The organism is Staphylococcus caprae, from assembly GCF_002902725.1.
GTDB classification, from domain to species: Bacteria; Bacillota; Bacilli; order Staphylococcales; family Staphylococcaceae; genus Staphylococcus; species Staphylococcus caprae.
This window is the reverse complement of record NZ_PPRT01000006.1, coordinates 15079-39769: the sequence shown is the minus strand read 5'-3', so window position 1 is coordinate 39769 and position 24691 is coordinate 15079. Positions and strand designations below refer to the sequence as shown.

Sequence of the window (24691 nt, the reverse complement as noted above, 5' to 3'; positions counted from 1 at the left end):
TTTTTATTGCGAAATTTGATACAATTTGGTGATGAATGAGTATTAAGGAGGCTATTATTTAATGACTAAAGTTACACGTGAAGAAGTTGAACACATTGCTAATTTAGCTAGACTTCAAATTACTTCTGAAGAAACAGAAGAAATGGCTAACACTTTAGAAAGTATTTTAGATTTTGCAAAACAAAATGACAGTGCTGATACTGAAGGTGTTGAGCCAACTTATCACGTATTAGATTTACAAAACGTGCTACGTGACGACAAAGCAATCGAGGGCATTCCTCAAGAATTAGCATTGAAAAATGCAAAAGAAACAGAAGATGGACAATTTAAAGTGCCATCCATCATGAATGAGGAGGACGCTTAAGATGAGTATTCGTTATGAATCTGTTGAGAAATTAACAGAAATGATTAAGAACAAAGAAATTAAACCTTCTGATGTGGTTAAAGATATTTACGCAGCTATCGAAGAAACTGATCCTACGATTAAATCTTTCTTAGCATTAGATAAAGATAATGCTATTAAAAAAGCAGAAGAATTAGATGAATTACAAGCGAAAGACCAAATGGAAGGTAAATTATTTGGTATCCCAATGGGTATCAAAGACAATATTATTACAAAAGATGTTGAAACAACTTGCGCAAGTAAAATGTTAGAAGGTTTCGTACCTATTTATGAATCAACAGTAATGAATAAATTATACGATGAAAATGCTGTATTAATTGGTAAATTAAACATGGATGAATTTGCGATGGGTGGTTCAACAGAAACATCTTACTTCAAAAAGACATTAAACCCATTTGACCATACAGCAGTACCAGGTGGTTCTTCTGGTGGTTCTGCAGCAGCGGTTGCAGCTGGCTTAGTGCCATTCAGTTTAGGTTCTGATACTGGTGGTTCTATTAGACAACCAGCAGCTTATTGTGGTGTTGTAGGTATGAAACCTACTTATGGTCGTGTGTCACGTTTTGGTCTTGTAGCATTCGCATCTTCATTAGACCAAATCGGACCTATCACTCGTAATGTAAAAGATAACGCACTTGTACTTGAAACGATTTCAGGTGTAGATGCAAATGATTCAACGAGTGCTCCTGTAGAAGATGTAGATTTCACTTCTGATATCGGTAAAGATATTAAAGGGCTTAAAATTGCTTTCCCTAAAGAATATGTAAGTGAGGGTATAAGTGAAGAGGTTAAAGACGCTGTTAAAAATGCAATTGAAACTTTAAGATCTTTAGGTGCTGAAGTAGAACAAGTTTCACTACCAAATACTAAATATGGCATTCCTTCATACTACGTGATTGCTTCATCTGAAGCATCAGCAAACTTGGCTCGTTTCGATGGTATTCGTTACGGTTACCACTCAAAAGAGGCGCAATCATTAGAAGAATTATATAAAATGTCTAGATCAGAAGGATTTGGTGACGAAGTTAAACGTCGTATTTTCCTTGGTACCTTCGCATTAAGCTCTGGTTATTATGATGCATTCTATAAAAAGTCTCAAAAAGTAAGAACATTAATTAAAAATGACTTTGATAAAGTATTTGAAGAATATGATGTTGTTGTAGGACCAACTACACCAACAACTGCATTTAATATCGGCGAAGAAATTGATGATCCATTAACAATGTACGCGAACGACTTATTAACTACACCAGTTAACTTAGCTGGTTTACCTGGTATTTCTGTTCCTTGCGGACAATCTAACGGACGACCAATTGGTTTACAATTCATTGGTAAACCATTCGATGAAAAGACGTTATATCGTGTAGCTTATCAATATGAAACACAATACAACTTACATGACGCATACGAAAATTTATAAGGAGTGGAAATCATGCATTTTGAAACAGTTATAGGACTTGAAGTTCATGTTGAGTTAAAAACAGACTCAAAAATGTTCTCTCCATCACCAGCGCATTTTGGAGCTGAACCTAACTCAAACACAAATGTTATCGACTTAGCATATCCAGGTGTATTACCAGTCGTAAATAGACGCGCAGTAGATTGGGCTATGAGAGCTTCAATGGCATTAAATATGGATATCGCTACGAATTCTAAATTTGATCGTAAAAACTATTTCTACCCAGATAATCCTAAGGCATATCAAATTTCACAATTTGATCAACCAATTGGTGAAAATGGTTATATCGATATCGAAGTAGACGGAGAAACTAAACGTATCGGTATCACACGTCTTCATATGGAAGAAGATGCTGGTAAATCAACACATAAAGATGGTTATTCATTAGTTGACTTAAACCGTCAAGGTACGCCGTTAATTGAAATTGTTTCTGAGCCAGACATTCGTTCTCCTCAAGAAGCATATGCTTATTTAGAAAAATTACGTTCAATTATCCAATACACAGGTGTATCAGATTGTAAAATGGAAGAAGGTTCACTTCGTTGTGATGCCAACATTTCATTACGTCCTTATGGTCAAAAAGAATTTGGTACTAAAACAGAATTGAAAAACCTTAACTCATTTAACTATGTAAGAAAAGGTTTAGAATATGAGGAAAAACGACAAGAAGAAGAATTGTTAAATGGTGGAGAAATCGGTCAAGAAACACGTCGTTTCGATGAATCTACTGGTAAAACAATTTTAATGCGTGTCAAAGAAGGTTCTGATGATTACCGTTACTTCCCAGAACCAGACATTGTACCTTTATACGTTGATGAAGAATGGAAAGAACGTGTTCGTCAAACAATCCCAGAACTACCGGATGAACGTAAAGCTAAATATGTAAATGATTTAGGATTACCTGAGTATGACGCACATGTATTAACACTTACGAAAGAAATGTCAGATTTCTTCGAAGGTGCAATCCAACATGGTGCCGACGTTAAATTAACTTCTAACTGGTTAATGGGTGGCGTAAACGAGTATTTAAATAAAAATCAAGTTGAATTACAAGATACTCAGTTAACTCCTGAAAACCTTGCCGGCATGATTAAATTAATTGAAGACGGTACGATGAGTAGTAAAATTGCTAAGAAAGTCTTCCCAGAACTTGCTGAAAATGGTGGAGATGCTAAACAAATCATGGAAGACAAAGGTTTAGTACAAATCTCTGACGAAGCGACATTATTAAAATTTGTTAATGAAGCTTTAGATAATAACCCTCAATCTGTTGAAGATTATAAAAATGGTAAAGGGAAAGCGATGGGCTTCTTAGTTGGACAAATTATGAAAGCTTCAAAAGGCCAAGCAAATCCTCAAAAAGTAAATGGCTTATTAAAACAAGAACTAGACAAACGTTAATCAATCAAATACTTACTTTAAAGCTTCTACTGTATGTTTAAAGACATGTGGTAGAAGCTTTATTTTTTGAAAAGTTGAGATTAAGTTATTTCTAAAAAATCATCATAATAAAATACAAAAATTGAAAAAAGAAATCATTTTCCAATTAAAAAGACTTGGCAAAGCAGATTAGTTAAGAGAATTAGTAATAAATACTTTCAACTGATGTTTAAATCATTTAATATAATGTATGAGTATATGAAGTCGAGGGATTAACAATGAGAAAACGTGCAAGAATTATATATAACCCGACATCAGGGAAAGAACTTTTTAAACGCGTATTACCAGATGTATTAATTAAATTGGAGAAAGCTGGTTACGAGACTAGCGCATATGCAACTGAAAAGGCTGGAGACGCAACAATTGAAGCAGAAAGAGCGTTAAGTAGTCATTATGATTTACTTATTGCTGCAGGTGGCGATGGAACGTTAAATGAAGTCGTCAATGGGATTGCTGAACAACCTAATCGTCCTAAATTAGGAATTATACCAATGGGTACAGTCAATGACTTTGGACGTGCACTACACTTGCCTAACGACATTATGGGTGCAGTTGATGTCATCATTGATGGTCATACAACTAAAGTAGACATTGGTAAGATGAATAATCGTTACTTTATTAATCTTGCGGCTGGGGGTCGATTAACTCAAGTATCGTATGAGACGCCAAGTAAACTGAAGTCTATTGTAGGTCCATTCGCATACTACATTAAAGGATTTGAAATGTTGCCACAAATGAAGGCAGTTGATATTCGTATTGAATATGATGATAAAGTTTTCCAAGGTGAGGCATTACTCTTCCTACTTGGTTTAACAAATTCTATGGCTGGCTTTGAAAAGTTAGTACCCGATGCGAAATTAGACGATGGTCATTTCACTTTAATTATTGTGGAAAAGGCTAATTTAGCAGAGTTAGGACATATCATGACATTAGCTTCAAGAGGAGAACATACGAAACATCCGAAAGTAATCTATGAAAAGGCTAAATCAATTAATATCTCATCCTATACAGAGATGCAACTTAATGTCGATGGAGAATATGGTGGTAAACTACCTGCCAATTTCTTAAATCTAGAGCGTCATATTGAAGTCTTCACACCGAAAGACGTTTTCAATGAGGAATTATTAGATAATGGTACGACGCCAGATATTACTTCTGAAAAGCAACAAACAACGACCGAGCAATGAGAATATAAATCAAAAGGTTAGGAGACCCAGAATTTGCTGTCCTAACCTTTTTGCATGTGGGGGAAACGTTTTGGAAACATTAAAAAAGAACGATGTGAGAATTGGGAACGTTGTCGATTTAACACACGAAGGGCATGGTGTAGTGAAAATTGATCGTTATCCAGTATTTGTACCGAACGCATTAATAGATGAAGAGATCGAATTTAAACTCATTAAAGTTAAAAAGAACTTTGCGATAGGGAAGTTACTTGAAGTTAAAAAGGAGAGCAAAGATAGAATAACTCCACCGTGTATGTATTATTACAAATGTGGAGGTTGTCAGCTGCAACATATGACATATCAGGCACAACTTGATATGAAGAAAGAACAAGTCGTCAACCTTTTTCATAGAAAGGGACCTTTCAAAGATACGCCAATAAATCCCACGGTAGGTATGGAACAACCGTGGAGATATCGTAATAAATCTCAAATACCTGTAGGCAAGAATAAAGATGGGCAAGTGATCATGGGATTCTATCGTCAAAGAAGTCATGACATTATCGATATGGATCATTGCTTAATTCAAGATGAACAACACCAAGAAGTGATGAATCATGTTAAACAATGGCTTAATGAACTGAATATTAGTATCTATGATGAACAATCTAAAACAGGATTAATCAGACATCTCGTTGTGAGAACTGGGCACCATACTGATGAAATGATGGTTATATTTGTAACAAATGGTAAGAAATTTAAGCATTCTGAAATGCTTGTTGAAAAGCTTAAAAATGCCTTTCCTAATATTACGAGTATCAAACAAAATATCAATGACAGTCATTCAAATGTCATTATGGGCCGTCATTCTGTGACATTGTATGGTAAAGAGAAAATTGTCGACCAATTGAGTGAAGTGACGTTCAATATCTCAGACCAATCATTCTATCAAATTAATTCTGCCCAAACTGAAAAGCTCTATCAAAAAGCAATCGATTACGCGCAGTTAACTGGCGAAGAAATTGTATTAGATACGTATTGTGGCATTGGTACAATTGGTTTATACATGGCACCACAAGCGAAACATGTATATGGCGTCGAAGTCGTACCTTCTGCAATTAAAGACGCAGAAGAGAATGCGACTAAAAACCAATTAAATAATACGACTTTTGAATGTGGGAAAGCAGAAGATATTATTCTAGAATGGAAAGCACAAGGAATTAAACCAGACGTTGTCATGGTTGATCCACCAAGAAAAGGTTGCGATGAGACGTTTATCAAAACATTACTCAAATTGAACCCTAAACGTATCGTGTATATATCTTGTAATCCATCTACTCAACAAAGAGATGCACAAATGTTAGCGAGTCATTATCATTTAGTTGAAATAACGCCAGTAGATATGTTCCCGCAAACCACACATATTGAGACCGTGGCATTGTTTGAGCGAATGTAAAAGATTATATAAATAGAATGCAATTAATTGCAAATGTATATTGAATGTTAAGGTTATATTACAAGCAACTTACTTTCTTGAAAAGAGTCTTTTTTAACCTAAATAAAAGTTGTATACTATGGTTGAAAAATAGAGTATTGGAGGGTTGGTTGTGCATAAAATAGATTTATCAGAAAATAAATTTCAACTTCAGCGATTTATTTTATTGCAAATTGTTTTAGGATTATTTGTCGTACTATTCACTTATAAATGGGCATATAAAGTCACGCACGTGATTGAACAAAATTTAGTAATGAATCTGCTATATGGCTTTATTGGATTTATTGTTCTATTGATTGTTCACGAATTGATTCATCGTGTATTATTTATCGTGTTTTCAAAAGGTGAAAAGCCTATATTGAAATATAAGAAAAGTACTATTATCGTACAATTCTCTAATACTTGTTTTAATAGATGGCAATTTACAACGATTCTATTAGCACCACTTGTAATTATCAGTGTAGCATTACTCACTTTGATACAACTTTATTCCTATTCTTCATTAATCTTTATGTTTAGTATACATACTAGTTACTGCATGATTGATGTATTTTTAGTCGCACTTGCGCTTACAAGTAAATTTAAATATATTCAAAAATATGATGAAGGTTTATATTTATATCAAAATAAACCAACCCAAGCCAATCACGAATAATCAATAGGCCACTTATCCATTGAAGCGGATAAGTGGTTTTTAGTTTTCGAAAATAATGGAATGATAATCATAGTTAAAATACGAAATATAGAAATATTCGTTTGATATAATTACTTCGTATTGGATGGCCGCGCTTTCCTAGGGGACAACTTCAGCCTGTAGTCTTCAGTTTGTTCTGTTCCCTCAGGAGTCTTGCCATCCATACTTCATTTGTTAAGAATATAAGGTTTGGCTTTAACTTATTCGTTTTTTTTTAAAATTAAAGTTGAGTTATGGTATTTAAAGTGTGCACAATACATGTAAAATATCTATTTAAAGCGTATAATAATATAAAGCTATTTTGAGAATCGTGGAAAGTGGGGTGAGACAATGGCAGAAAGAAGGATTATTCATATTGATATGGATTATTTTTTCGCACAAGTTGAAATGCGAGATAATCCCAAATTAAAAGGTAAACCGGTCATCGTTGGAGGTAAAGCAAGTAATCGAGGTGTCGTATCAACGGCATCTTATGAAGCAAGAAAATACGGTGTACATTCCGCAATGCCAATGTCTCAAGCTCACAAACTTTGTCCTAATGGATACTATGTCACAAGTCGCTTTGGTGCTTATAGAGAAGCTTCTCAACAAATTATGGAAATATTCCGTAGTTATACAGAAATTGTAGAACCCATGTCACTTGATGAAGCTTACTTAGATATTACGCATCTAGTAAGACCCGATATGCCAGCTTCAAGAATTGCTAATTATATTCGACGTGATATATATGAAAAAACGCAACTTACAGCATCTGCTGGGGTTTCATATAATAAATTTTTAGCTAAATTAGCAAGTGGTATGAATAAGCCTAATGGCATGACGGTGATTGATTATCAGAATGTGCATGAGATTCTAATGCATTTAGATATTGGAGATTTTCCTGGCGTGGGTAAGGCTTCAAAGAAAGTGATGCATGATAATGGAATCTTTACAGGACAAGATTTATATAATAAAGATGAGTTTGAACTCATACGCTTATTTGGGAAAAGGGGACGAGGTTTATATAACAAAGCACGGGGCATTGACAATAATGAAGTTAAAGCGACACGCGTACGGAAATCCGTAGGTACCGAGCGTACATTTTCTACTGATGTGAATGATGATGATGAAATCTTGAGAAAGGTCTGGGAGCTATCTGGAAAGACAGCAGAAAGACTCAATAAATTGCAGAAATCTGGTAAAACTGTAACTGTTAAAATTAAAACATTTCAATATGAAACACTCTCAAAACAAACAAGTTTAAGAGATTCAGTGCAATCTGAAACAGATATTTATAACATTGCTTATTCACTTTATAATGATTTAAAAGACCCTGATGTTCCAATTCGTCTTATCGGCGTAACTGTCGGCAATTTAGAACAATCGAGTTATCGAAACATGACAATATATGATTTTATATAAAAAATAAGGCTGATTATCACTTGTATATAGTGGTAAATCAGCCTTTATCTTTAAGATTCTTCCCATAAATATTGAGCATACTTGGAAGATCATCATAATGTTTAAGCAATCTAAATGTAATCATAGCACAAGCTTTTGCATCATTAAGTGCATCGTGGTGACCATGAAAATCTAATTTATAATGATTCATCAGGTGTTTCAAACCATAACGATATGCGTCAATCGTGCGTTTAGCAAGTTGATACGAACAAAAATAAGTCATCGAGGGCGTTTCTATATTAAGTTGCTTTAAACTTTGGTGTAAGACATTCATATCAAAAGCTGCGTTATGGGCAACAACTGGTAATTGATCGATAAATTGTAACATGTACGGATAGACATATTCGAAACTTGGAGCACCTTCAACATCCTCTGGCTTAATACCATGAACGTTAATATTTGTTTCAGTAAAATAATCAAAAGGATTCACAAGCGTGTAGAATGATTCGGTTATTTGATTATCAATGACCTTTACCATTCCAACAGAACAAATACTCGTGCGTTTTCCATTAGCTGTTTCAAAGTCTAACGCTACAAATGCATTTTGATTCATTGCAACATTCCTTTCAATATAACCATTTAATACTTTGTGATTAAACGTTTTAATTATATATTTTATAACACTTCTTACAACCTGCATAGTAAAAACAATTGCACATTCACATCATCAATTCATTTTCATCACAGAAAGGGAACTCCAAAACAACGCGCTATAAAATTAAAAAATAAACTGTCAACGAAGCGTATCACTTCATTAACAGTTTAGTTAAATCACTCTCTCATAAAAATACGAGTATTAAATTAAAATTACTCTTCGTCAAAAGAACGTGCAGCTAATTCTTTTTCATATAAGTAAAGTGTATTGCAATCATCGCCAATACGAGTTAGATAATCAATGTGTGTTTCAAAAGTTGATTCTTCTTCAACTTGTTCATCTAAGAACCAATTTAAGAATGAAATTGTAGCATAGTCTTTATCTTTGTGTGCAAGTTCAGATAAGTTATAGAAACGTTTAGTTACATCTCTTTCTTGATCTAAACCATCTTTAAAAGTTTCTAAAATAGATGAGAATTCTACTTTAGGCGCTTTTAATGTATCGAATACTGCATGTTCGCCACGGTCGTTGATATAGTCATAGATTTTTTTACCGTGATAACGTTCTTCTTTAGCTTGTTCAATATAGAAATTTGCAAATCCTTCATAAGACTCTTTATCGCAATAAGCAGCCATTGCCATATAAGCATGCGCAGCGAAATATTCGTGGTTCATTTGTTCATTTAATGCTTTGAGTAGATCTTTACTTAACATCTTTTTTCACCTCATATAAAAATTTAATTAATTAATAACACTTATGAGTATAACAGACCTTTTCTCAATAGTAAATAATAATTATTCTAATCTAGAGATAACCATTCTCAATTACAGATAATAATTATTCTAATCTATAAATAGCTAGCCCCATAAGAATTGAGAATCTTTTTTGTTATACCCTTTACATGTTATAATTATGCGAGTGGAATTAAGAGGAGGAAACGCATGAGACAATGGACTGCAACCCACATGGCTAAGTTGGCTCGTAAGGCAAGTATCGCTGTTGGTAAAAAGGGAACGGACTTACCTGGGCAAATTGCACGTCGTGTGGATCAAAATATATTAAGAAAATTGTCTGAACAAGTAGATGATATTGTGTTTATCAGTGGGACAAATGGAAAGACAACAACATCTAACTTAATCGGACATACGTTAAAAGCAAATCAAATTAAGATTATTCATAATAACGAAGGCGCAAACATGGCTGCTGGGATTACATCTGCCTTCATTATGCAAATTTCTAAAGAAACTAAAATCGCTATCATAGAAATCGATGAAGGTTCAATTCCGCGTGTGTTAAAAGAAGTGACACCGTCAATGATGGTGTTTACGAACTTCTTCAGAGATCAGATGGATAGATTTGGCGAAATAGATATTATGGTTAACAATATTGCGAAATCAATTAGTAATAAAGGAATCAAATTATTGTTAAATGCCGATGATCCATTTGTTAGTCGTTTGAAAATCGCAAGTGATTCACTTGTATATTATGGTATGAAAGCACATGCACACGAATTCGAACAAAGTACGATGAATGAAAGTAAATATTGCCCTAATTGTGGTCGTCTATTGCAATATGATTATATACATTACAATCAAATCGGCCATTATCATTGTCAATGTGGTTTCAAACGTGAAGATCCTACATATGAAGTATCATCTTTTGAAGTTTCACCGTTTTTAAATATGACAATTAATAATCATTTATTTAATATGAAGATTGCTGGAGACTTTAATGCATATAATGCAATCGCTGCGTATACTGTATTACGAGAATTAGGTCTTAGTGATGAATCAATTGAAAAAGGTTTTGAAACGTACACTTCAGATAATGGACGGATGCAGTATTTTTCTAAAGATAATAAAGAAGCGATGATTAATTTAGCTAAGAATCCGGCTGGTATGAATGCAAGTTTATCCGTTGGAGAACAGATAGAGGGCAAGAAAGTCTATGTGATTAGTTTGAATGACAATGCTGCAGATGGCCGTGATACTTCATGGATATATGATGCTGACTTTGAAAAGTTAAGCAATCAAGATATTGAAGCAATTATAGTGACAGGTACGCGTGCCGAAGAACTTCAATTGCGTTTGAAGCTAGCTGAAGTCAATGTACCTATTATCGTTGAAAAGGACATTTATAAAGCAACTGCTCAAACAATGAACTATACATCGTTTACGGTAGCTATACCAAACTATACATCTCTAGCACCTATGTTAGAGCAACTCAATCGCTCATTTGAAGGAGGGCAGTCGTAAATGAATGAATTAACGGTTTATCATTTTATGTCGGATAAATTAAATTTATATAGTGATATTGGTAATATTATAGCGTTAAGAAAACGCGCTAAAAAAAGAAATATTAAACTTAACGTCAAAGAAATTAATGAAACTGAAGGCGTAACATTCGACGATTGCGATATCTTCTTCATTGGCGGAGGTAGTGACAGAGAACAAGCACTTGCTACTAAAGAATTAAGTAAGATTAAAACGTCTCTTAAAGAAGCAATTGAAGATGGGATGCCAGGACTTACGATATGCGGAGGATACCAATTCTTGGGTACTAAATATATTACGCCAGATGGTACCGAGCTAGAAGGATTGGGTGTGCTAGATTTTTACACTGAATCTCAAACGGATCGTTTAACAGGTGATATTGTCATTGAGAGTGACACTTTCGGAACGATTGTAGGTTTTGAGAATCACGGTGGAAGAACATATCATAACTTTGGAACATTAGGACATGTGACACATGGATATGGTAATAATGACACTGACCGTGAAGAAGGTATCCATTATAAAAACTTGTTAGGCTCCTATTTACATGGTCCTATTTTACCTAAGAACCATGAAATGACAGATTATCTCCTTGAAAAAGCATGCGAACGTAAAGGTATTCCTTTTGAACCTAAGGAATTAGATAATACCGAAGAAGAAGCAGCTAAAAGCGTCCTCATCGAAAGAGCAAAAGGAAACAAACACTAATGTAAATAAAGTGAAAATGAATGTAGCAGACTATTAGAAAATGTTTATCAGTCGAGAATTTTTATTCTTAACAGATATACGAAGTATTGATGGCGACACGCCTGCAGGAATAGCATGCGTCTTGAGACTACAGGCTCAAGCCATGCCCGCGGCAAGGGAGCTAAGCAATACGAAGTATTGATATATTAAACCAAATTTTTAAAAGGGTTCTGTAAAGTCTGCATAGTGAAAATCGAATATTTTATAGAGAGTTAGGTTGAATGACCAATTGTGGTTTTCAATTTAACTCTTTTTTTATGAGACACTTAGGATGCTTAGATGTCCTAAAAATTTTATATTTAGACAGTAAAGTGCTAAAACGCTTAATATAAGAAAAATAATTAATTATAAATTAATCGATTGATATACTGAACTCGTAAGGGAGAATTTTAAATTTATACAACTAAAATAGGAGTGAGAAAATGAAAGGTTTAAAATTGATGGGTCTGACACTCGCTGCATCAACGATTGCTTTTTCACTTTCGCAAGTTGCACACGCTGAACAAATGGTTAAAGGGGAAAATAACGAAACACATTATGGTGTTCACATGAACGAAGCTGAAGGTGGTTATACACATAAAGGTAACGCTGGACAAAACGCTTCATATCTTGCAGATTCAGATTTTGTTAACGCATTAGATAGTGGACAGTTGAATTTTAACGGCTACTCTATCGATCAAGATAACGACGACAATGTAGAATACAAAAAAGTTTATGACCAAGAAGTTAGAGCAACAAGCGACGATACTGCTGTGAGTATTCGCTTTAAAGTAACAGATCAATCAGTCACTTTAGATCAGATGAAAGATGCTTATCCTAGTGATAAATTAAATCATATCCCACACACAAGTTCGAATGCAGATCAACCTGATGACGGTACATACGTATATCACGGTGATCAAATCAAATTACAATTCAAAGTTGAAGACGGTTATGTAACTTCAGTTACAATCGGTCAAGGCGAAACAGAATAAATTTTACTAGTAAATCATAAAATAATACCTCAGAAAGACGTATAATGATTCAGTCTTTCTGAGGTATTTGTATGTTCAGAGCTTTTCATTGTTAATCATGCTATTTCATTTTGCCCCCCAAAAAACTCCTTTTAATATCTTTTTATTTGGCATAGCGTGAATCTAAAATTTTATAAATCAGTAGCATTTCATATATGAGATGACTTTTCATTTGATTTTGATCAAATTCCTCTAAGCGCTTCACAGATGTCTTCAAAGTTGAAGCTGATTTCTTCTGCCGTTTAAAGCTGCCATTACTAATAATTTCATTGATACTATTGCTAATATTAATGATTGCCATTTTTTCATTAGGTGTAAAAGCAACGTGCGTGTTCTTAGGTAAATAGATGATATTTGATAAATGTGAAATAAATAAACGATTATTATATGCACGATTTGTTATTTTATTTAGCAACTTCCAGTCATCTTCTTTATTTTTATGATAATGGAGTTCATCTCTTTGATAGCTTGTTAATGTTTCAATTTTTTGAGCGATAATATTTAATTTAGTGAGTTGTTTATTACTTTTTTCAGAGCTGAACTTACCTAGTAATAACTCTTGGCAACGAGCGTAAAATAATTCGTACATCTTTTTCTCTGAAAGTGATAATTGGTCTTCAAGTTGATGATAATACTTGGGAGGTAAGATGATAAAGTTAACTAAGCCAGCCGTCACAAGTCCTATCAGGGCAGTTAATAATCTAGAAAAGAAATTGAAATAGTACGCTTCATGGATACCTGGAATCATTGCGACTGAAGTAAGTACAGCAACATTTGTCCCCACTTGTAAATTGAGCTTAGTGCAAACTAAAATTGTAAATGTTGCAGCTAGCGCATAACTTAGAGGGGATTGATCTCCAAAAATATATGTAAAGATTACCGCAAATAACGCACCTATTACCGTTGCAGGAAGACGTTTATATCCTTTTTTGATGGAAGCCTTAGCAGTAGGTTCAATGGTTACAATCGCAGTTAATATTGCGAATATCGGGGTGAGGTTAAGCAACATACAAAACACCGTTGTTAGGAAAGTTGCAAGACCAGTTTTAATTGTCCTAGCCCCAATAATATGTTTATACCATTTTACGTTCATACTTATATGACCCCTTTGCAGTAAAAGGGAATTCGAAAAGCTAATACTTTATACAAATTCTCTTTCTCTTAAAAATAATTTTACAATGTAACGTGATATATGATTCATGTTTAGTATATCAAAAAAAATTTGCTATAATAAGATGTAATAAAATTTATAAAGGAACGGGATAAAATGATTGTTAAAACTGATGAAGAATTACAAGCGTTAAAAGAAATAGGATACATTTGTGCTAAAGTCAGAGACACAATGCGAGAAGCAACAAAACCTGGTGTCACAACTCGAGAGTTAGACAATATCGCCAAAGAATTATTCGAAGAACATGGTGCAATCTCTGCGCCAATCCACGATGAGAACTTTCCAGGTCAAACATGTATTAGTGTGAACGAAGAGGTAGCACACGGCATTCCTGGTAAACGTATGATTCGTGAAGGCGATTTAGTAAATATTGATGTGTCAGCGTTAAAAAATGGCTACTATGCCGATACAGGCATCTCATTTGTCGTTGGTGAATCAGATAATCCTATGAAACAAAAAGTGTGTGATGTAGCAACGATGGCATTTGAAAATGCAATGACTAAAGTGAAACCTGGTGCGAAATTAAGCAACATTGGTAAAGCTGTGCATGCTACTGCACGTCAAAATGACTTAACTGTCATTAAAAATTTAACTGGACATGGTGTTGGACAATCATTACATGAATCACCAAAACATGTCATGAATTATTATGATCCTAAGGATAAAACGTTATTAAAAGAAGGTCTTGTTATCGCTGTAGAACCTTTTATTTCATCACGTGCTACATATGTGACTGAAGGTAAAAACGAATGGGCTTTTGAAACAAAAGATAAAAGTTTTGTGGCTCAAATAGAACACACAGTCATTGTTACAAAAGAAGGTCCAGTATTAACAACTAAAATTGATGACTAATCGTTGCGTCATTTTCAGATTTAATGAAGTAATTAAAATAATCATATGAAATCCTCGTCGGACTAAAGTATGAACTCAATATGGTTCCGGAGCCTATTACGTTAGGTTTCGGAATTGTTTTATAATAAAGCTTAATCAGTGACGAGGTGGTACTATGAATTATATGGATTTATACTTACAACATTTTCTAAAATCAACAATTAAAGATAGTATCAATGAATACAGAATGATACTCGATAAAAAATTAAAAAGTATTGAGAGTTATATTAATTATTTAAGTGAAAAAAGAACGCAACTCAAGAAGTTAATTGACAGCTTAACACTCTCATTAGAAAATAAATATATCGACATCGTAAATAATCATGACATTTATTGTGCTGAGGAAATTCATGATACAGAAATTGAAAGTATTAAAACAAAACTTGATGATATAGAAGCGTATTATGCGAGAATAGAAGCGGATATTCATCAACAATCTAAAGAAAAAATAACTACAGAAAATGAATGTAACTTAATTTATCATATGAGTGCTGTAGCATAGAAAGGTGGCGAAACATGACGCATAAATATATATCAACTGAAATGTTGATAATTTTTACAGCTTTAATGATTATCGCTAATTTTTATTATATATTCTTTGAAAAAATTGGCTTTCTTCTCGTCTTATTATTAGGATGCGTGCTCGTGTATGTGGGGTATGTATTCTTTCGTAAAGTAAGAGGTTTACTGTCATTCTGGATAGGTGCGTTACTTATCGCCTTTACTTTATTATCAAATAAGTACACGATTATCATTCTTTTTATATTCTTAGTTGTACTCATTATCCGCTATTTAATTTATAAATTTAAACCTTTAAAGGTAGTTGCAACAGATGAAGAAGTGACATCACCTATTTTTATAAAGCAAAAATGGTTCGGTGAACAACGTACACCCGTATATGTGTATAAATGGGAAGATGTGCAAATTCAACATGGAATTGGTGACATCCATATTGATATGACCAAAGCGGCTAATATTAAAGAAACGAACACAATTGTCGTGCGTCACATCTTAGGTAAAGTACAAGTGGTTGTGCCGTTAAATTACAACATTAATTTACATACAGCAGCTTTTTACGGAACGGCATATGTAAATGACAAATCATATAAAATTGAGAATAATCATATTCAAGTTGAGGAAAAAACTAAAGATGACAACTATACAGTCAATGTTTACGTTTCAACATTTATTGGAGACGTTGAGGTGATTTATAAATGAATCACTACATAAGAGCAATTGGATCGATGCTAATACTTGTCTATAGCATGCTCACTGCTTTTTTATTCATTGACAAAGTTTTTGTTAATATTATTTATTTTCAAGGGATGTTTTACACCCAAATATTTGGAATTCCCGTATTTTTATTCTTAAATATATTAATTATCTTATTATGCATCATTGTAGGGTCTGTGTTAGCGTATAAAATCAATCAACAAAATGATTGGATTAAATCTCAAATTGAAAGATCGATTGAAGGGGAAACAGTTGGTATTAACGATCAAAATTTAGAGTTATATAGTGAGACTTTAGATATTTATCATACATTGGTACCCTTAAATCAAGAATTACATCGATTGAGAATGAAAACGCAAAACATGACAAATGAAAACTATAATCTAAATGATGTGAAAGTGAAAAAAATTATAGAAGATGAACGCCAGCGCTTGGCTAGAGAATTACATGATTCGGTAAGTCAGCAATTATTTGCCGCAAGTATGATGCTTTCAGCGATTAAAGAATCTAAATTAGAACCGCCTTTAGACCAACAAATTCCTGTTCTAGAGAAAATGGTTCAAGATTCACAGCTTGAAATGAGAGCGTTACTTCTACACTTAAGACCTATAGGATTAAAAGATAAGTCTCTAGGTGAAGGAATTAAAGATTTAGTCATTGATCTTCAAAAGAAAGTGCCTATGAAAGTGGTTCATGAAATTCAAGATTTCAAAGTACCTAAAGGTATTGAAGATCATTTGTTTAGAATTACTCAAGAAGCGATTTCCAATACATTAAGACATTCGAATGGTTCGAAAGTAACGGTAGAATTATTCAATAAAGAAGATTATTTACTGTTAAGAGTTCAAGATAATGGTAAAGGTTTCAATGTAGATGAAAAATTTGAACAAAGTTATGGTTTAAAAAATATGAGAGAACGCGCATTAGAGATTGGTGCCACATTCCATATCGTATCGTTACCAGATTCAGGTACACGTATAGAAGTCAAAGCACCATTGAACAAGGAGGATGAATCAAATGGCGATTAAAGTATTATTTGTGGATGATCACGAAATGGTTAGAATAGGTATTTCTAGTTATCTTTCTACACAAGAAGATATTGAGGTAGTAGGTGAGGGTGCTTCAGGAAAAGAAGCCATTGAGAAAGCACACGAATTAAAGCCAGATTTAATTTTAATGGACCTACTGATGGACGATATGGATGGTGTAGAAGCCACAACCGAAATAAAAAAGGATTTACCACATATTAAAGTCGTGATGTTAACAAGCTTTATTGAAGATAAAGAAGTTTATCGTGCGTTAGATGCCGGTGTGGATAGTTATATTTTAAAAACAACAAGCGCAAGTGATATTGCTGAAGCAGTACGTAAAACATATCAAGGTGAATCAGTGTTTGAACCTGAAGTACTTGTGAAAATGAGAAATCGAATGAAAAAACGTGCGGAATTATATGAAATGTTAACAGAACGTGAAATGGAAATCTTATTATTAATCGCAAAAGGGTATTCAAATCAAGAAATTGCGAGTGCATCTCATATTACAATTAAAACTGTTAAAACGCATGTGAGTAATATTCTAAGTAAATTAGAAGTACAAGATAGAACACAAGCTGTTATCTATGCTTTCCAACACAATCTTATACAATAAAATAACAAAAAATAAAAGGCGAAAGTCACGGTGAAACGTGTCCTTCGCCTTTTTTTAGTGGTTTATTTTTGATTTTTATCATCGTTGTCATGGTTGTTTTTAAATTTATCAACGATTTTATCTTTAAGTGTTTCCTGATCTTCAGGTTTCTCATTATCAGCATTTTGATCTATATTATAATTTTCATCTTTATTCTTAGGTGTGTCATTGTTGTATTCATAAGTTGTGTCTTCATTATAATGATTTTGATTGTTGTCATCATGGAGTAACGCTGCTTCTTCAGGTGTATGACCTTTGATGACTTTTCTTTGGTGAATAATCGCATTGATTTCTGCACCAATGATGATAATGAAACTTGTAATGTACAACCATAAGAATAAGATAATGATGCCGGCTAAACTTCCGTATGTTTTGTTGTAATTACCAAAGTTTGAGATATACCAACCAAATAAGAATGAACCAACTAACCAAATAATAGATGTAAATAAAGCACCAGGAAGTACTGAACGTAATTTTGTTTTAACATTTGGTGCAACAGAATATAATACTGTGAATAGAAGAATGATGATAATCAGAGGTAGTACGATTCTCACTACATCGAAGATCCATTCTACTTGTTTATCTAAACCTAAAGGTCCAAATAAGAATTTGCTAATCACAGGTCCTAATGTAATCAACACAATTGCCACTACAAATACGATGCCTAAAACGAGTGTATAAATGACACTTAGAATCTTCAGCACAATGCCATTTCTTGCATCTTCTACGTCATAAGCGACATTAAATGAATTGATAATGGCAGACATACCATTAGACGCAGACCAAATGGCTAAGATTAAACCAATGGATAGAACGCCACCATTGGCACTATCTGAAATACTACTAAATATCTTAGTGACAACATCAGCAGTACTTTGATCAGGTATATATTGACTGACCTTGTGGTTGATTTGGTCAGTGTTAATAGTTATAAATTGTCCTAATAAAGTAAGTAAGAAGATGAGCATAGGGAACATTGCGAGCACGAAATGATAAGTCATTTGAGCCGCTAGACCGGATGCATCGTCTTTACCGATTCTATAAATTAAGTATTTTAGGAAATTAGAATCTTTCGTGTACTTAGCTGGCTTATTTAAACGAGATAGAAAGAATACTTGGTCCTTTTTCTTAGGTGACTTTGACTTGAACTCTTGAGGTTCAATGTATGTACGATCGACTTTAATTTGTTTGTCTTTATCGTCATTCTTTTTGTGTTGACGTTCTTCTTGTTCCTTAGCTGAATTAAGGAATTTTGAAGTCGTTTTTTCTTGTTTTGACATGACAATCTCCTTTGCTTTGTTTAATCGAAAAATGTATGACTGTTATATTCCCAAGTTAAGTTAGAATTAAAACAATAAATGGCAAATTATGTCATTTATTTTAATCATCACCTTAAAGTTTTAAGTAAATTAATATTTCATTCAATATTTTGTCTTAAATTGATAGGAAAGGCAATAGCTATAAAGTGAATTTTAAATAGAATATCTTTCAAATCAATTCAATGTATGAAATATATGAAGACAATTAGGTTTAAATATATAGTCACTCATGATGGGTCAATATAAAAAGACGCCCATAAAGCGAGATATACAATCTCTAACAATAAAGGCGTCTTGTTATAAAGTATAGCTAAGTCGTGCTTATTCTATCGATTATTTACCTAAACGTTGGTTTTTACGATTAACGAATGTATCCTTAGCATCTTTGATAGAACGTTCTAATTCTGGATTGTTACGACGAATTTCTTCAATCGTATCTTTCCAGTACATTACTTCATCTTTAATGCTATTAAATTTAGAAGGTTTACGTGAACGATTGCCTTCTTTAGCATCTTTGAATGATTGTTTTAAAGCGTTACGTGTAGATTTATCGGCTAAAGTAGCAGCGCCGCCGATAATTGCACCAATTAGAATACCAGGAACTAATTTATTTTCCATAGTGATTACCCCTCTTTCAAATTTGCATCTTTAACGATGTAATCAATTAAATTATCACATGATGATTGTACCATTTCAAATACACCTTCAAAATTGTTTGTGTAATACGGATCTGGCACATCACTTTCTTCCATGTTACTAAATTCTAGCAATTTGAACAATTGTCCGTGTAGATTTGGATTGATTCGGCGAATATTATCCACGTTACTTTGATCCATTGCTATAATATAGTCAAAATCATCATTTGGTTCAAAAAGTTCACTAATCATATGATCGAAGGGGATATTGTGTTCTTTCAATATCGCTTGGGTACCTTCGTGAGGTGGTTCGCCTAAATTCCAGCGTCCTGTACCTCGTGAGTGAACTGTAATACCTGAAATGCCTCTGTCTTGCAGCCTTTGTCTCATGATAGCTTCAGCCATTGGAGAACGACATATATTACCGAGACATACAAATGCTACGTCTACCATAATTATTCCTCCAAACTATGTAACTATATCCCCATTTTATAGAGTATTTAAACAATAAGAAAGTACTTAACCTCAAATTCTATTAAAGTTTAATAAAGTATGGTAATTTGATAGAATATTGAATTAAAGAGGTGAATCCCATGTCATTATCAAATGAAGAAATGATTGCAGAAATCAGAAAGAAATTAAATATAGTCAATCAAGGGTTACTGAATCCAGATAAATTCAAATCTTCAAATCATGAAGAAATCACTGAAATATATGAATTTGTAATGTCTAAAGATTCGTTTTCTCCGAGTGAGGTCACTGCGATTGCAGACCATTTAGGACAACTTAGACAAGATTAGGGGGACTACAGTATGGCTAATTATCATGAAAAGTTACAACAATATGCGGAACTACTTGTTAAAGTAGGCATGAATGTTCAAGAGAATCAACCTGTATTTATTCGCTCTTCAGTTGAAGCCTTAGAATTAACGCACTTAATAGTTGAAGAAGCTTATAAAGCAGGTGCATCTGATGTTCGAGTAAAATATGCTGATGCACGTTTGAAACGTCTTAAATTCGAACATGAATCTGTTGAGCACTTTGAAAATAATGAATTAAAGCAATATGATATTGATGAACGTTTAGATTATGTTAAACGTGGTGCAGCTAATTTAGCATTAATTGCTGAAGATCCAGATTTACTTAATGGTATTGATGTGAATAAATTAAAAGCATATCAAGCTCAGTATTCAAAAGGCTTTAAACCATATATGGAAGCGAGTCAAAAGAATCAGTTCCCATGGGTAGTTGCAGCATTCCCAACAAGAGATTGGGCACGCCGTGTTTATCCAGACTTGGATGAAGAAGAGGCATATGAAAAATTCATAGATGAAGTATTCGATATTGTGCGTGTGGATGGCAATGATCCTATCGAAAACTGGAATGCCCATGTAAAATCTTTAAGTGTTCATGCAAAAAGACTTCAAGAAAAGAATTATAAGGCTCTTCACTATATCTCTGAAGGTACAGACCTAACAGTTGGTTTACCAGAAGGACACTTATGGGAAGATGCGACAAGTTATGTCAATGGAGATGGACAACCGTTTATTGCCAATATTCCTACAGAGGAAGTGTTTACTGCACCTGATAGAAATAATGTGAATGGTTATGTCACAAACAAATTACCTTTAAGTTATAATGGTAATATTATCGACGGATTCACATTAACATTCAAAGATGGTGAAATCGTTGAAGTTAAAGCTGAAAAAGGCGAAGAAGTTCTCAAAGACTTAATTAACACAGATGAAGGCTCAAGAAGATTAGGCGAAGTCGCTTTAGTCCCTGATGATTCGCCAATTTCAAATCGTCGTACAATTTTTTACAATACACTATTTGATGAAAATGCTTCTTGCCATCTAGCAATCGGTTCAGCATATGGTTTCAATGTTAAAGGTGGTACCGAAATGACAACAGAAGAAAAAGTTGCAAGTGGATTAAATGATTCGAACGTCCATGAAGACTTTATGATTGGTAGTTCTGATTTAACGATTTATGGCATTCTTCAAGATGGTACGAAAGAGTTAGTCTTCGAGAATGGTAATTGGGCCTAATAATAAAGTATGCATATTACTTTTCAAAATTAAAAAAGTAAAATAATAATTAATGAATTTAGCTTACTGGGAGTTAAAGTTCTGGTATATAAAGATGGGGAGAAATAGAGTATGTCTAATGAAAATAGAAAAATGAAAGCAATGTCTGAAGCAAAATGTATCAAACATAGACAAGTATTTCCACAAGATACGAATCATCATCATACAATGTTTGGTGGTTCTTTGATGGCAAATATTGATGAAATAGCAGCTATTTCAGCTACAAAACATGCGGGCGCACAAGTGGTGACTGCTTCCACAGACTCAGTAGATTTCTTAAGACCAATTAAAACAGGAGACATTCTTTCTTATGAAGCGATGGTGTCATATGCTGGAACAAGTTCAATGGAAATTTGTGTGCAAATTATTATAGATGATGTCTTTAATAATGAGCGTCATCTCGCAGCCTTAAGTTTCCTAACATTTGTAGCACTAGGCGAAGACGGGAAACCTATAAATGTTCCAGGTGTCTATCCTGAAACTGATGTTGAAAAGTGGTTCCATGAAAGTGCACCTTCACGTGTTGAAAGACGCAAAGAACGTCGTTCAGAAAGCAAGAAAACGATTGAATATCTATCCAGAGTTAGACATATTGAAAAATAAACAAATGCCACAGAATGGTTTTATCATTAATCATTCTGTGGCATTTATTTGTTTCATTACTTAAGAAAAGATGTGGCGTGAATGCATTTCTTTTTCTTTGAGTTTGAAGTCTGTTTGAGGATAGTACATATTTTTAACTAATACATTAGGACCTAGACATTGGAATTCAGGGCAGTGACAGTTAAGTGATTGTGCTAATTCTGAATGAAGCCATTGATCAAATACATCAGTGAGTTTATCTTTTTGAATGTTTGAAATTGTACCATTTTCATCACCGAAGTCAGTTACAATAACATTACCTGTAAAGACATTGACATTTAATCGACTACGTCCATCAGGGTCATTTCTCATTGTGACATTTTTCGCGTTTCTTAATCTCTGTAGTAATTTTTGGTCATTTTCATCATTAATACAAGGATAAATAGGTAAAGTTCCAAATAGCATCCAAGTCTCTTCATTGCGAATATCTAATAAGTAATTAATGGCGTCTTTCATTTCTTTAAGAGAAAGAACATTCAGTTGACTCGCGAAATCAGCAGGATACATAGGATGTACTTCATGACGGCTACACTTCATATCATTTACAATTTCATGATGAATTTTATCTAAATAAGGTAACGTGCTTTGATTCAACATTGTCTCAGCAGAAACAAACATACCTTGTTCCGATAAAGTTCTCGAATTATCTAACATTTGTTCATATAATTTAAGTTTTGCTTTTAAAGGTGGTTGCTTCTTCATTGCTCCGAAACCAACATCGGTAAACTCTTGTATTGTTCCCCAGTTATGAGAAATATGCATAACATCGATATACTCTGCAATATCTAAGTATCTGTCTTGTGGCAATGTTAAATTTGAATTCATTTGAACGTAAATGCCTCGATCATAAGCATACTTAAGTAAAGGTTTAACGACATTTTTAATCGATTTCTTGGAAAACATTGGCTCGCCACCAGTAATCGACATCGTTCTTAAGTTCGGGATTTCATCCAGTCTTCGATAAATAATATCCATTGGTAGAGGGTCTGGATCTTTTGTTTGAAGTGTATAGCCTACTGCGCAGTGACTGCAGCGCATATTACACAGATTGGTTGTTGTAAATTCTATATTACTTAGTGTTAATCCACCATGATCAATGATATCGTTATACGCTTCCCATGGGTCATTTTGGATAGAAATAGGTTTTTTATTTGTGATCAACATGAATTATTACTCCTAAATATAAACTTTCCATCTACTTTGTTTATTACGTAAAAAGTACAGTAAACATTATTAAGATTATATCGCTTTTTGTCAAATTCTGTTAGGATATGAGTATCTTAAAAAAATATTTAAAGAAGGAGCGCTTATTTTAAATGAATGAACAACAAACAATTGATCAAATTAAAACACGTCTAAATAAATTTATAGAGGATATTGACCATGTGAATCCTGATGAAGTACGTGTAGAAGATATTGACGAATGGATTGGTCTATTAGATCAATTAGAAGAGAAAGTAAAGCAAGTTTCAAAATAAGGCTCATACTATAATAATGATGTAGATTTAACAAATCCTCTTATTTTAATTTCTAAATTGAGGATTTGTTTTTTATTTTAAGAAAAGTGGGAAATGAAAGGACTTAACATCTTATGTTTAAACATTAATCATCTTGTCTATATATAGATTAGAATTAATTAGAGAAAGGTGATTATTAATTATGACTAAAAAAGTAGCAATCATTCTTGCAGATGAATTTGAAGATATTGAATTAACAAGTCCTAAAGAAGCTTTAGAAAATGCTGGATTTGAAACTGAAATCATTGGGGATACTGCAAAACATGAAGTTGTAGGTAAACATGGTGAAAAAGCGACAGTTCAAGTAAGCATTGCTGATGCTAAACCAGAAGATTATGATGCATTATTAATTCCTGGTGGTTTCTCACCTGACCACTTACGTGGCGATGCTGAAGGTCGTTATGGCACATTTGCTAAATACTTCACTAAAAATGATGTTCCAACATTTGCAATTTGCCACGGTCCATTAGTATTAATCGATACTGATGACTTAAATGGCCGTACATTAACTGGTGTATTAAATGTACGTAAAGATTTATCAAATGCAGGTGCGCAAGTTGTTGATGAATCAGTAGTTGTTGATAACAACATTGTAACAAGCCGTACACCTGATGATTTAGACGATTTCAATAGAGAAATTGTTAAACAATTAGAAGCATAATTCAGTATTCTAAATAATTTAATATGAGATATGAGGCTGTCGACAGAGTATTCACTCTGTTGGCAGTTTTATTTTTATTTAAAAGTTTTTGAAATAAGCATTCTTAGCTATTTTGGAATATAGC

Annotated in this window: 27 protein-coding genes; 20 read left to right on the top strand and 7 right to left on the bottom strand. The window is 33.5% G+C overall.

What is annotated here, in order from left to right; genetic code table 11:
* The first annotated feature begins 61 nt into the window (after window positions 1-61).
* From gatC to dinB, 7 genes are all read left to right on the top strand, one after another.
* Window positions 62-364, top strand: coding sequence for an Asp-tRNA(Asn)/Glu-tRNA(Gln) amidotransferase subunit GatC (gene gatC, locus CD155_RS01265; RefSeq protein WP_002445445.1), 303 nt, complete (start codon window positions 62-64; stop codon window positions 362-364).
* A 1-nt stretch (window position 365) separates the two neighbouring features.
* Entirely contained in the window at window positions 366-1823 is a 1458-nt protein-coding gene (gene gatA / locus CD155_RS01260; protein ID WP_002445447.1) for an Asp-tRNA(Asn)/Glu-tRNA(Gln) amidotransferase subunit GatA, read from the top strand.
* A 12-nt stretch (window positions 1824-1835) separates the two neighbouring features.
* On the top strand, window positions 1836-3263 hold the full coding sequence (gene gatB / locus CD155_RS01255; RefSeq protein ID WP_002445449.1) for an Asp-tRNA(Asn)/Glu-tRNA(Gln) amidotransferase subunit GatB: 1428 nt from the start codon (window positions 1836-1838) through the stop codon (window positions 3261-3263).
* Between the two features lie 257 nt (window positions 3264-3520).
* The gene (locus CD155_RS01250; protein ID WP_002445451.1) at window positions 3521-4489 is read left to right on the top strand and encodes a diacylglycerol kinase; all 969 of its coding nucleotides are present in this window, start codon (window positions 3521-3523) and stop codon (window positions 4487-4489) included.
* A 70-nt stretch (window positions 4490-4559) separates the two neighbouring features.
* Complete coding sequence (gene rlmD, locus CD155_RS01245) at window positions 4560-5921, top strand: 23S rRNA (uracil(1939)-C(5))-methyltransferase RlmD (protein ID WP_070873351.1); 1362 nt, start codon at window positions 4560-4562, stop codon at window positions 5919-5921.
* Window positions 5922-6072: 151 nt separating this feature from the next.
* A complete protein-coding gene (locus CD155_RS01240) occupies window positions 6073-6615 on the top strand; it encodes a DUF3267 domain-containing protein (RefSeq protein ID WP_002445455.1) in 543 nt (180 codons plus the stop codon).
* A 369-nt stretch (window positions 6616-6984) separates the two neighbouring features.
* Window positions 6985-8055, top strand: coding sequence for a DNA polymerase IV (gene dinB, locus CD155_RS01235; protein WP_103212309.1), 1071 nt, complete (start codon window positions 6985-6987; stop codon window positions 8053-8055).
* Window positions 8056-8092: 37 nt separating this feature from the next.
* Here the strand turns inward: dinB and CD155_RS01230 are convergent, their stop codons facing one another.
* On the bottom strand, window positions 8093-8647 hold the full coding sequence (locus tag CD155_RS01230) for a 3'-5' exonuclease (RefSeq protein ID WP_103212308.1): 555 nt from the start codon (window positions 8645-8647) through the stop codon (window positions 8093-8095).
* 254 nt (window positions 8648-8901) lie between these two features.
* Window positions 8902-9402, bottom strand: coding sequence for an H-type ferritin FtnA (gene ftnA, locus CD155_RS01225; protein WP_002445463.1), 501 nt, complete (start codon window positions 9400-9402; stop codon window positions 8902-8904).
* Between the two features lie 228 nt (window positions 9403-9630).
* Here ftnA and murT point away from each other — a divergent pair, with 228 nt between their 5' ends.
* From murT to isaB, 3 genes are all read left to right on the top strand, one after another.
* Window positions 9631-10944, top strand: coding sequence for a lipid II isoglutaminyl synthase subunit MurT (murT, locus tag CD155_RS01220; protein ID WP_103212307.1), 1314 nt, complete (start codon window positions 9631-9633; stop codon window positions 10942-10944).
* Window positions 10945-11670: a lipid II isoglutaminyl synthase subunit GatD gene (gene gatD / locus CD155_RS01215; protein ID WP_103212306.1), complete on the top strand. Its 726-nt coding sequence runs from the start codon at window positions 10945-10947 to the stop codon at window positions 11668-11670.
* 461 nt (window positions 11671-12131) lie between these two features.
* On the top strand, window positions 12132-12683 hold the full coding sequence (gene isaB / locus CD155_RS01210; RefSeq protein WP_002445468.1) for an immunodominant staphylococcal antigen IsaB family protein: 552 nt from the start codon (window positions 12132-12134) through the stop codon (window positions 12681-12683).
* A 142-nt stretch (window positions 12684-12825) separates the two neighbouring features.
* On the opposite strand, the gene CD155_RS01205 is transcribed toward isaB, so the two are convergent.
* On the bottom strand, window positions 12826-13815 hold the full coding sequence (locus tag CD155_RS01205; protein ID WP_002445470.1) for an FUSC family protein: 990 nt from the start codon (window positions 13813-13815) through the stop codon (window positions 12826-12828).
* Window positions 13816-13989: 174 nt separating this feature from the next.
* Between CD155_RS01205 and map the strand changes: the two genes are divergently transcribed.
* From map to vraR, 5 genes are all read left to right on the top strand, one after another.
* Window positions 13990-14745, top strand: coding sequence for a type I methionyl aminopeptidase (gene map, locus CD155_RS01200; protein ID WP_070873355.1), 756 nt, complete (start codon window positions 13990-13992; stop codon window positions 14743-14745).
* Between the two features lie 154 nt (window positions 14746-14899).
* The gene (locus CD155_RS01195) at window positions 14900-15286 is read left to right on the top strand and encodes a hypothetical protein (protein ID WP_070873356.1); all 387 of its coding nucleotides are present in this window, start codon (window positions 14900-14902) and stop codon (window positions 15284-15286) included.
* Window positions 15287-15300: 14 nt separating this feature from the next.
* Window positions 15301-16002 (top strand): cell wall-active antibiotics response protein VraT, encoded by a 702-nt coding sequence (gene vraT, locus CD155_RS01190; protein ID WP_103212305.1) that lies wholly within the window; start codon window positions 15301-15303, stop codon window positions 16000-16002.
* Window positions 15999-17045, top strand: a complete 1047-nt coding sequence (vraS, locus tag CD155_RS01185; protein ID WP_103212304.1) for a sensor histidine kinase VraS — start codon at window positions 15999-16001, stop codon at window positions 17043-17045. Before vraT ends, vraS begins: the two co-directional genes overlap by 4 nt.
* The gene (gene vraR / locus CD155_RS01180) at window positions 17035-17664 is read left to right on the top strand and encodes a response regulator transcription factor VraR (protein ID WP_037541848.1); all 630 of its coding nucleotides are present in this window, start codon (window positions 17035-17037) and stop codon (window positions 17662-17664) included. The genes vraS and vraR overlap by 11 nt, the downstream gene beginning before the upstream one ends.
* Window positions 17665-17726: 62 nt before the next feature.
* Here the strand turns inward: vraR and CD155_RS01175 are convergent, their stop codons facing one another.
* The 3 genes from CD155_RS01175 to CD155_RS01165 all read right to left on the bottom strand — a co-directional run bounded on the left by CD155_RS01175 (window position 17727) and on the right by CD155_RS01165 (window position 20110).
* Window positions 17727-18983 carry a YihY/virulence factor BrkB family protein gene (locus CD155_RS01175; protein WP_103212303.1) on the bottom strand — a complete coding sequence of 419 codons (1257 nt, stop codon included), beginning with the start codon at window positions 18981-18983 and terminating at the stop codon, window positions 17727-17729.
* Between the two features lie 372 nt (window positions 18984-19355).
* Window positions 19356-19640, bottom strand: coding sequence for a hypothetical protein (locus tag CD155_RS01170; protein WP_002445480.1), 285 nt, complete (start codon window positions 19638-19640; stop codon window positions 19356-19358).
* Between the two features lie 5 nt (window positions 19641-19645).
* Window positions 19646-20110 carry a low molecular weight protein-tyrosine-phosphatase gene (locus CD155_RS01165; RefSeq protein WP_070873357.1) on the bottom strand — a complete coding sequence of 155 codons (465 nt, stop codon included), beginning with the start codon at window positions 20108-20110 and terminating at the stop codon, window positions 19646-19648.
* A 140-nt stretch (window positions 20111-20250) separates the two neighbouring features.
* Here CD155_RS01165 and CD155_RS01160 point away from each other — a divergent pair, with 140 nt between their 5' ends.
* From CD155_RS01160 to CD155_RS01150, 3 genes are all read left to right on the top strand, one after another.
* The gene (locus CD155_RS01160; protein WP_002445484.1) at window positions 20251-20457 is read left to right on the top strand and encodes a DUF1128 domain-containing protein; all 207 of its coding nucleotides are present in this window, start codon (window positions 20251-20253) and stop codon (window positions 20455-20457) included.
* Between the two features lie 12 nt (window positions 20458-20469).
* On the top strand, window positions 20470-21708 hold the full coding sequence (locus CD155_RS01155; RefSeq protein WP_103212302.1) for an aminopeptidase: 1239 nt from the start codon (window positions 20470-20472) through the stop codon (window positions 21706-21708).
* A 111-nt stretch (window positions 21709-21819) separates the two neighbouring features.
* Window positions 21820-22350: an acyl-CoA thioesterase gene (locus CD155_RS01150; RefSeq protein WP_002445489.1), complete on the top strand. Its 531-nt coding sequence runs from the start codon at window positions 21820-21822 to the stop codon at window positions 22348-22350.
* Between the two features lie 60 nt (window positions 22351-22410).
* Here CD155_RS01150 and yfkAB read toward each other — a convergent pair whose 3' ends face one another.
* On the bottom strand, window positions 22411-23553 hold the full coding sequence (gene yfkAB / locus CD155_RS01145) for a radical SAM/CxCxxxxC motif protein YfkAB (RefSeq protein ID WP_103212301.1): 1143 nt from the start codon (window positions 23551-23553) through the stop codon (window positions 22411-22413).
* 152 nt (window positions 23554-23705) lie between these two features.
* On the opposite strand from yfkAB, the gene CD155_RS01140 reads away from it, so the two are divergent.
* Together CD155_RS01140 and CD155_RS01135 are read left to right on the top strand one after the other, a co-directional pair.
* Window positions 23706-23867, top strand: coding sequence for an SE1561 family protein (locus CD155_RS01140; protein WP_002445674.1), 162 nt, complete (start codon window positions 23706-23708; stop codon window positions 23865-23867).
* Between the two features lie 181 nt (window positions 23868-24048).
* On the top strand, window positions 24049-24567 hold the full coding sequence (locus CD155_RS01135; RefSeq protein WP_002445490.1) for a type 1 glutamine amidotransferase domain-containing protein: 519 nt from the start codon (window positions 24049-24051) through the stop codon (window positions 24565-24567).
* Window positions 24568-24691 lie beyond the last annotated feature (124 nt).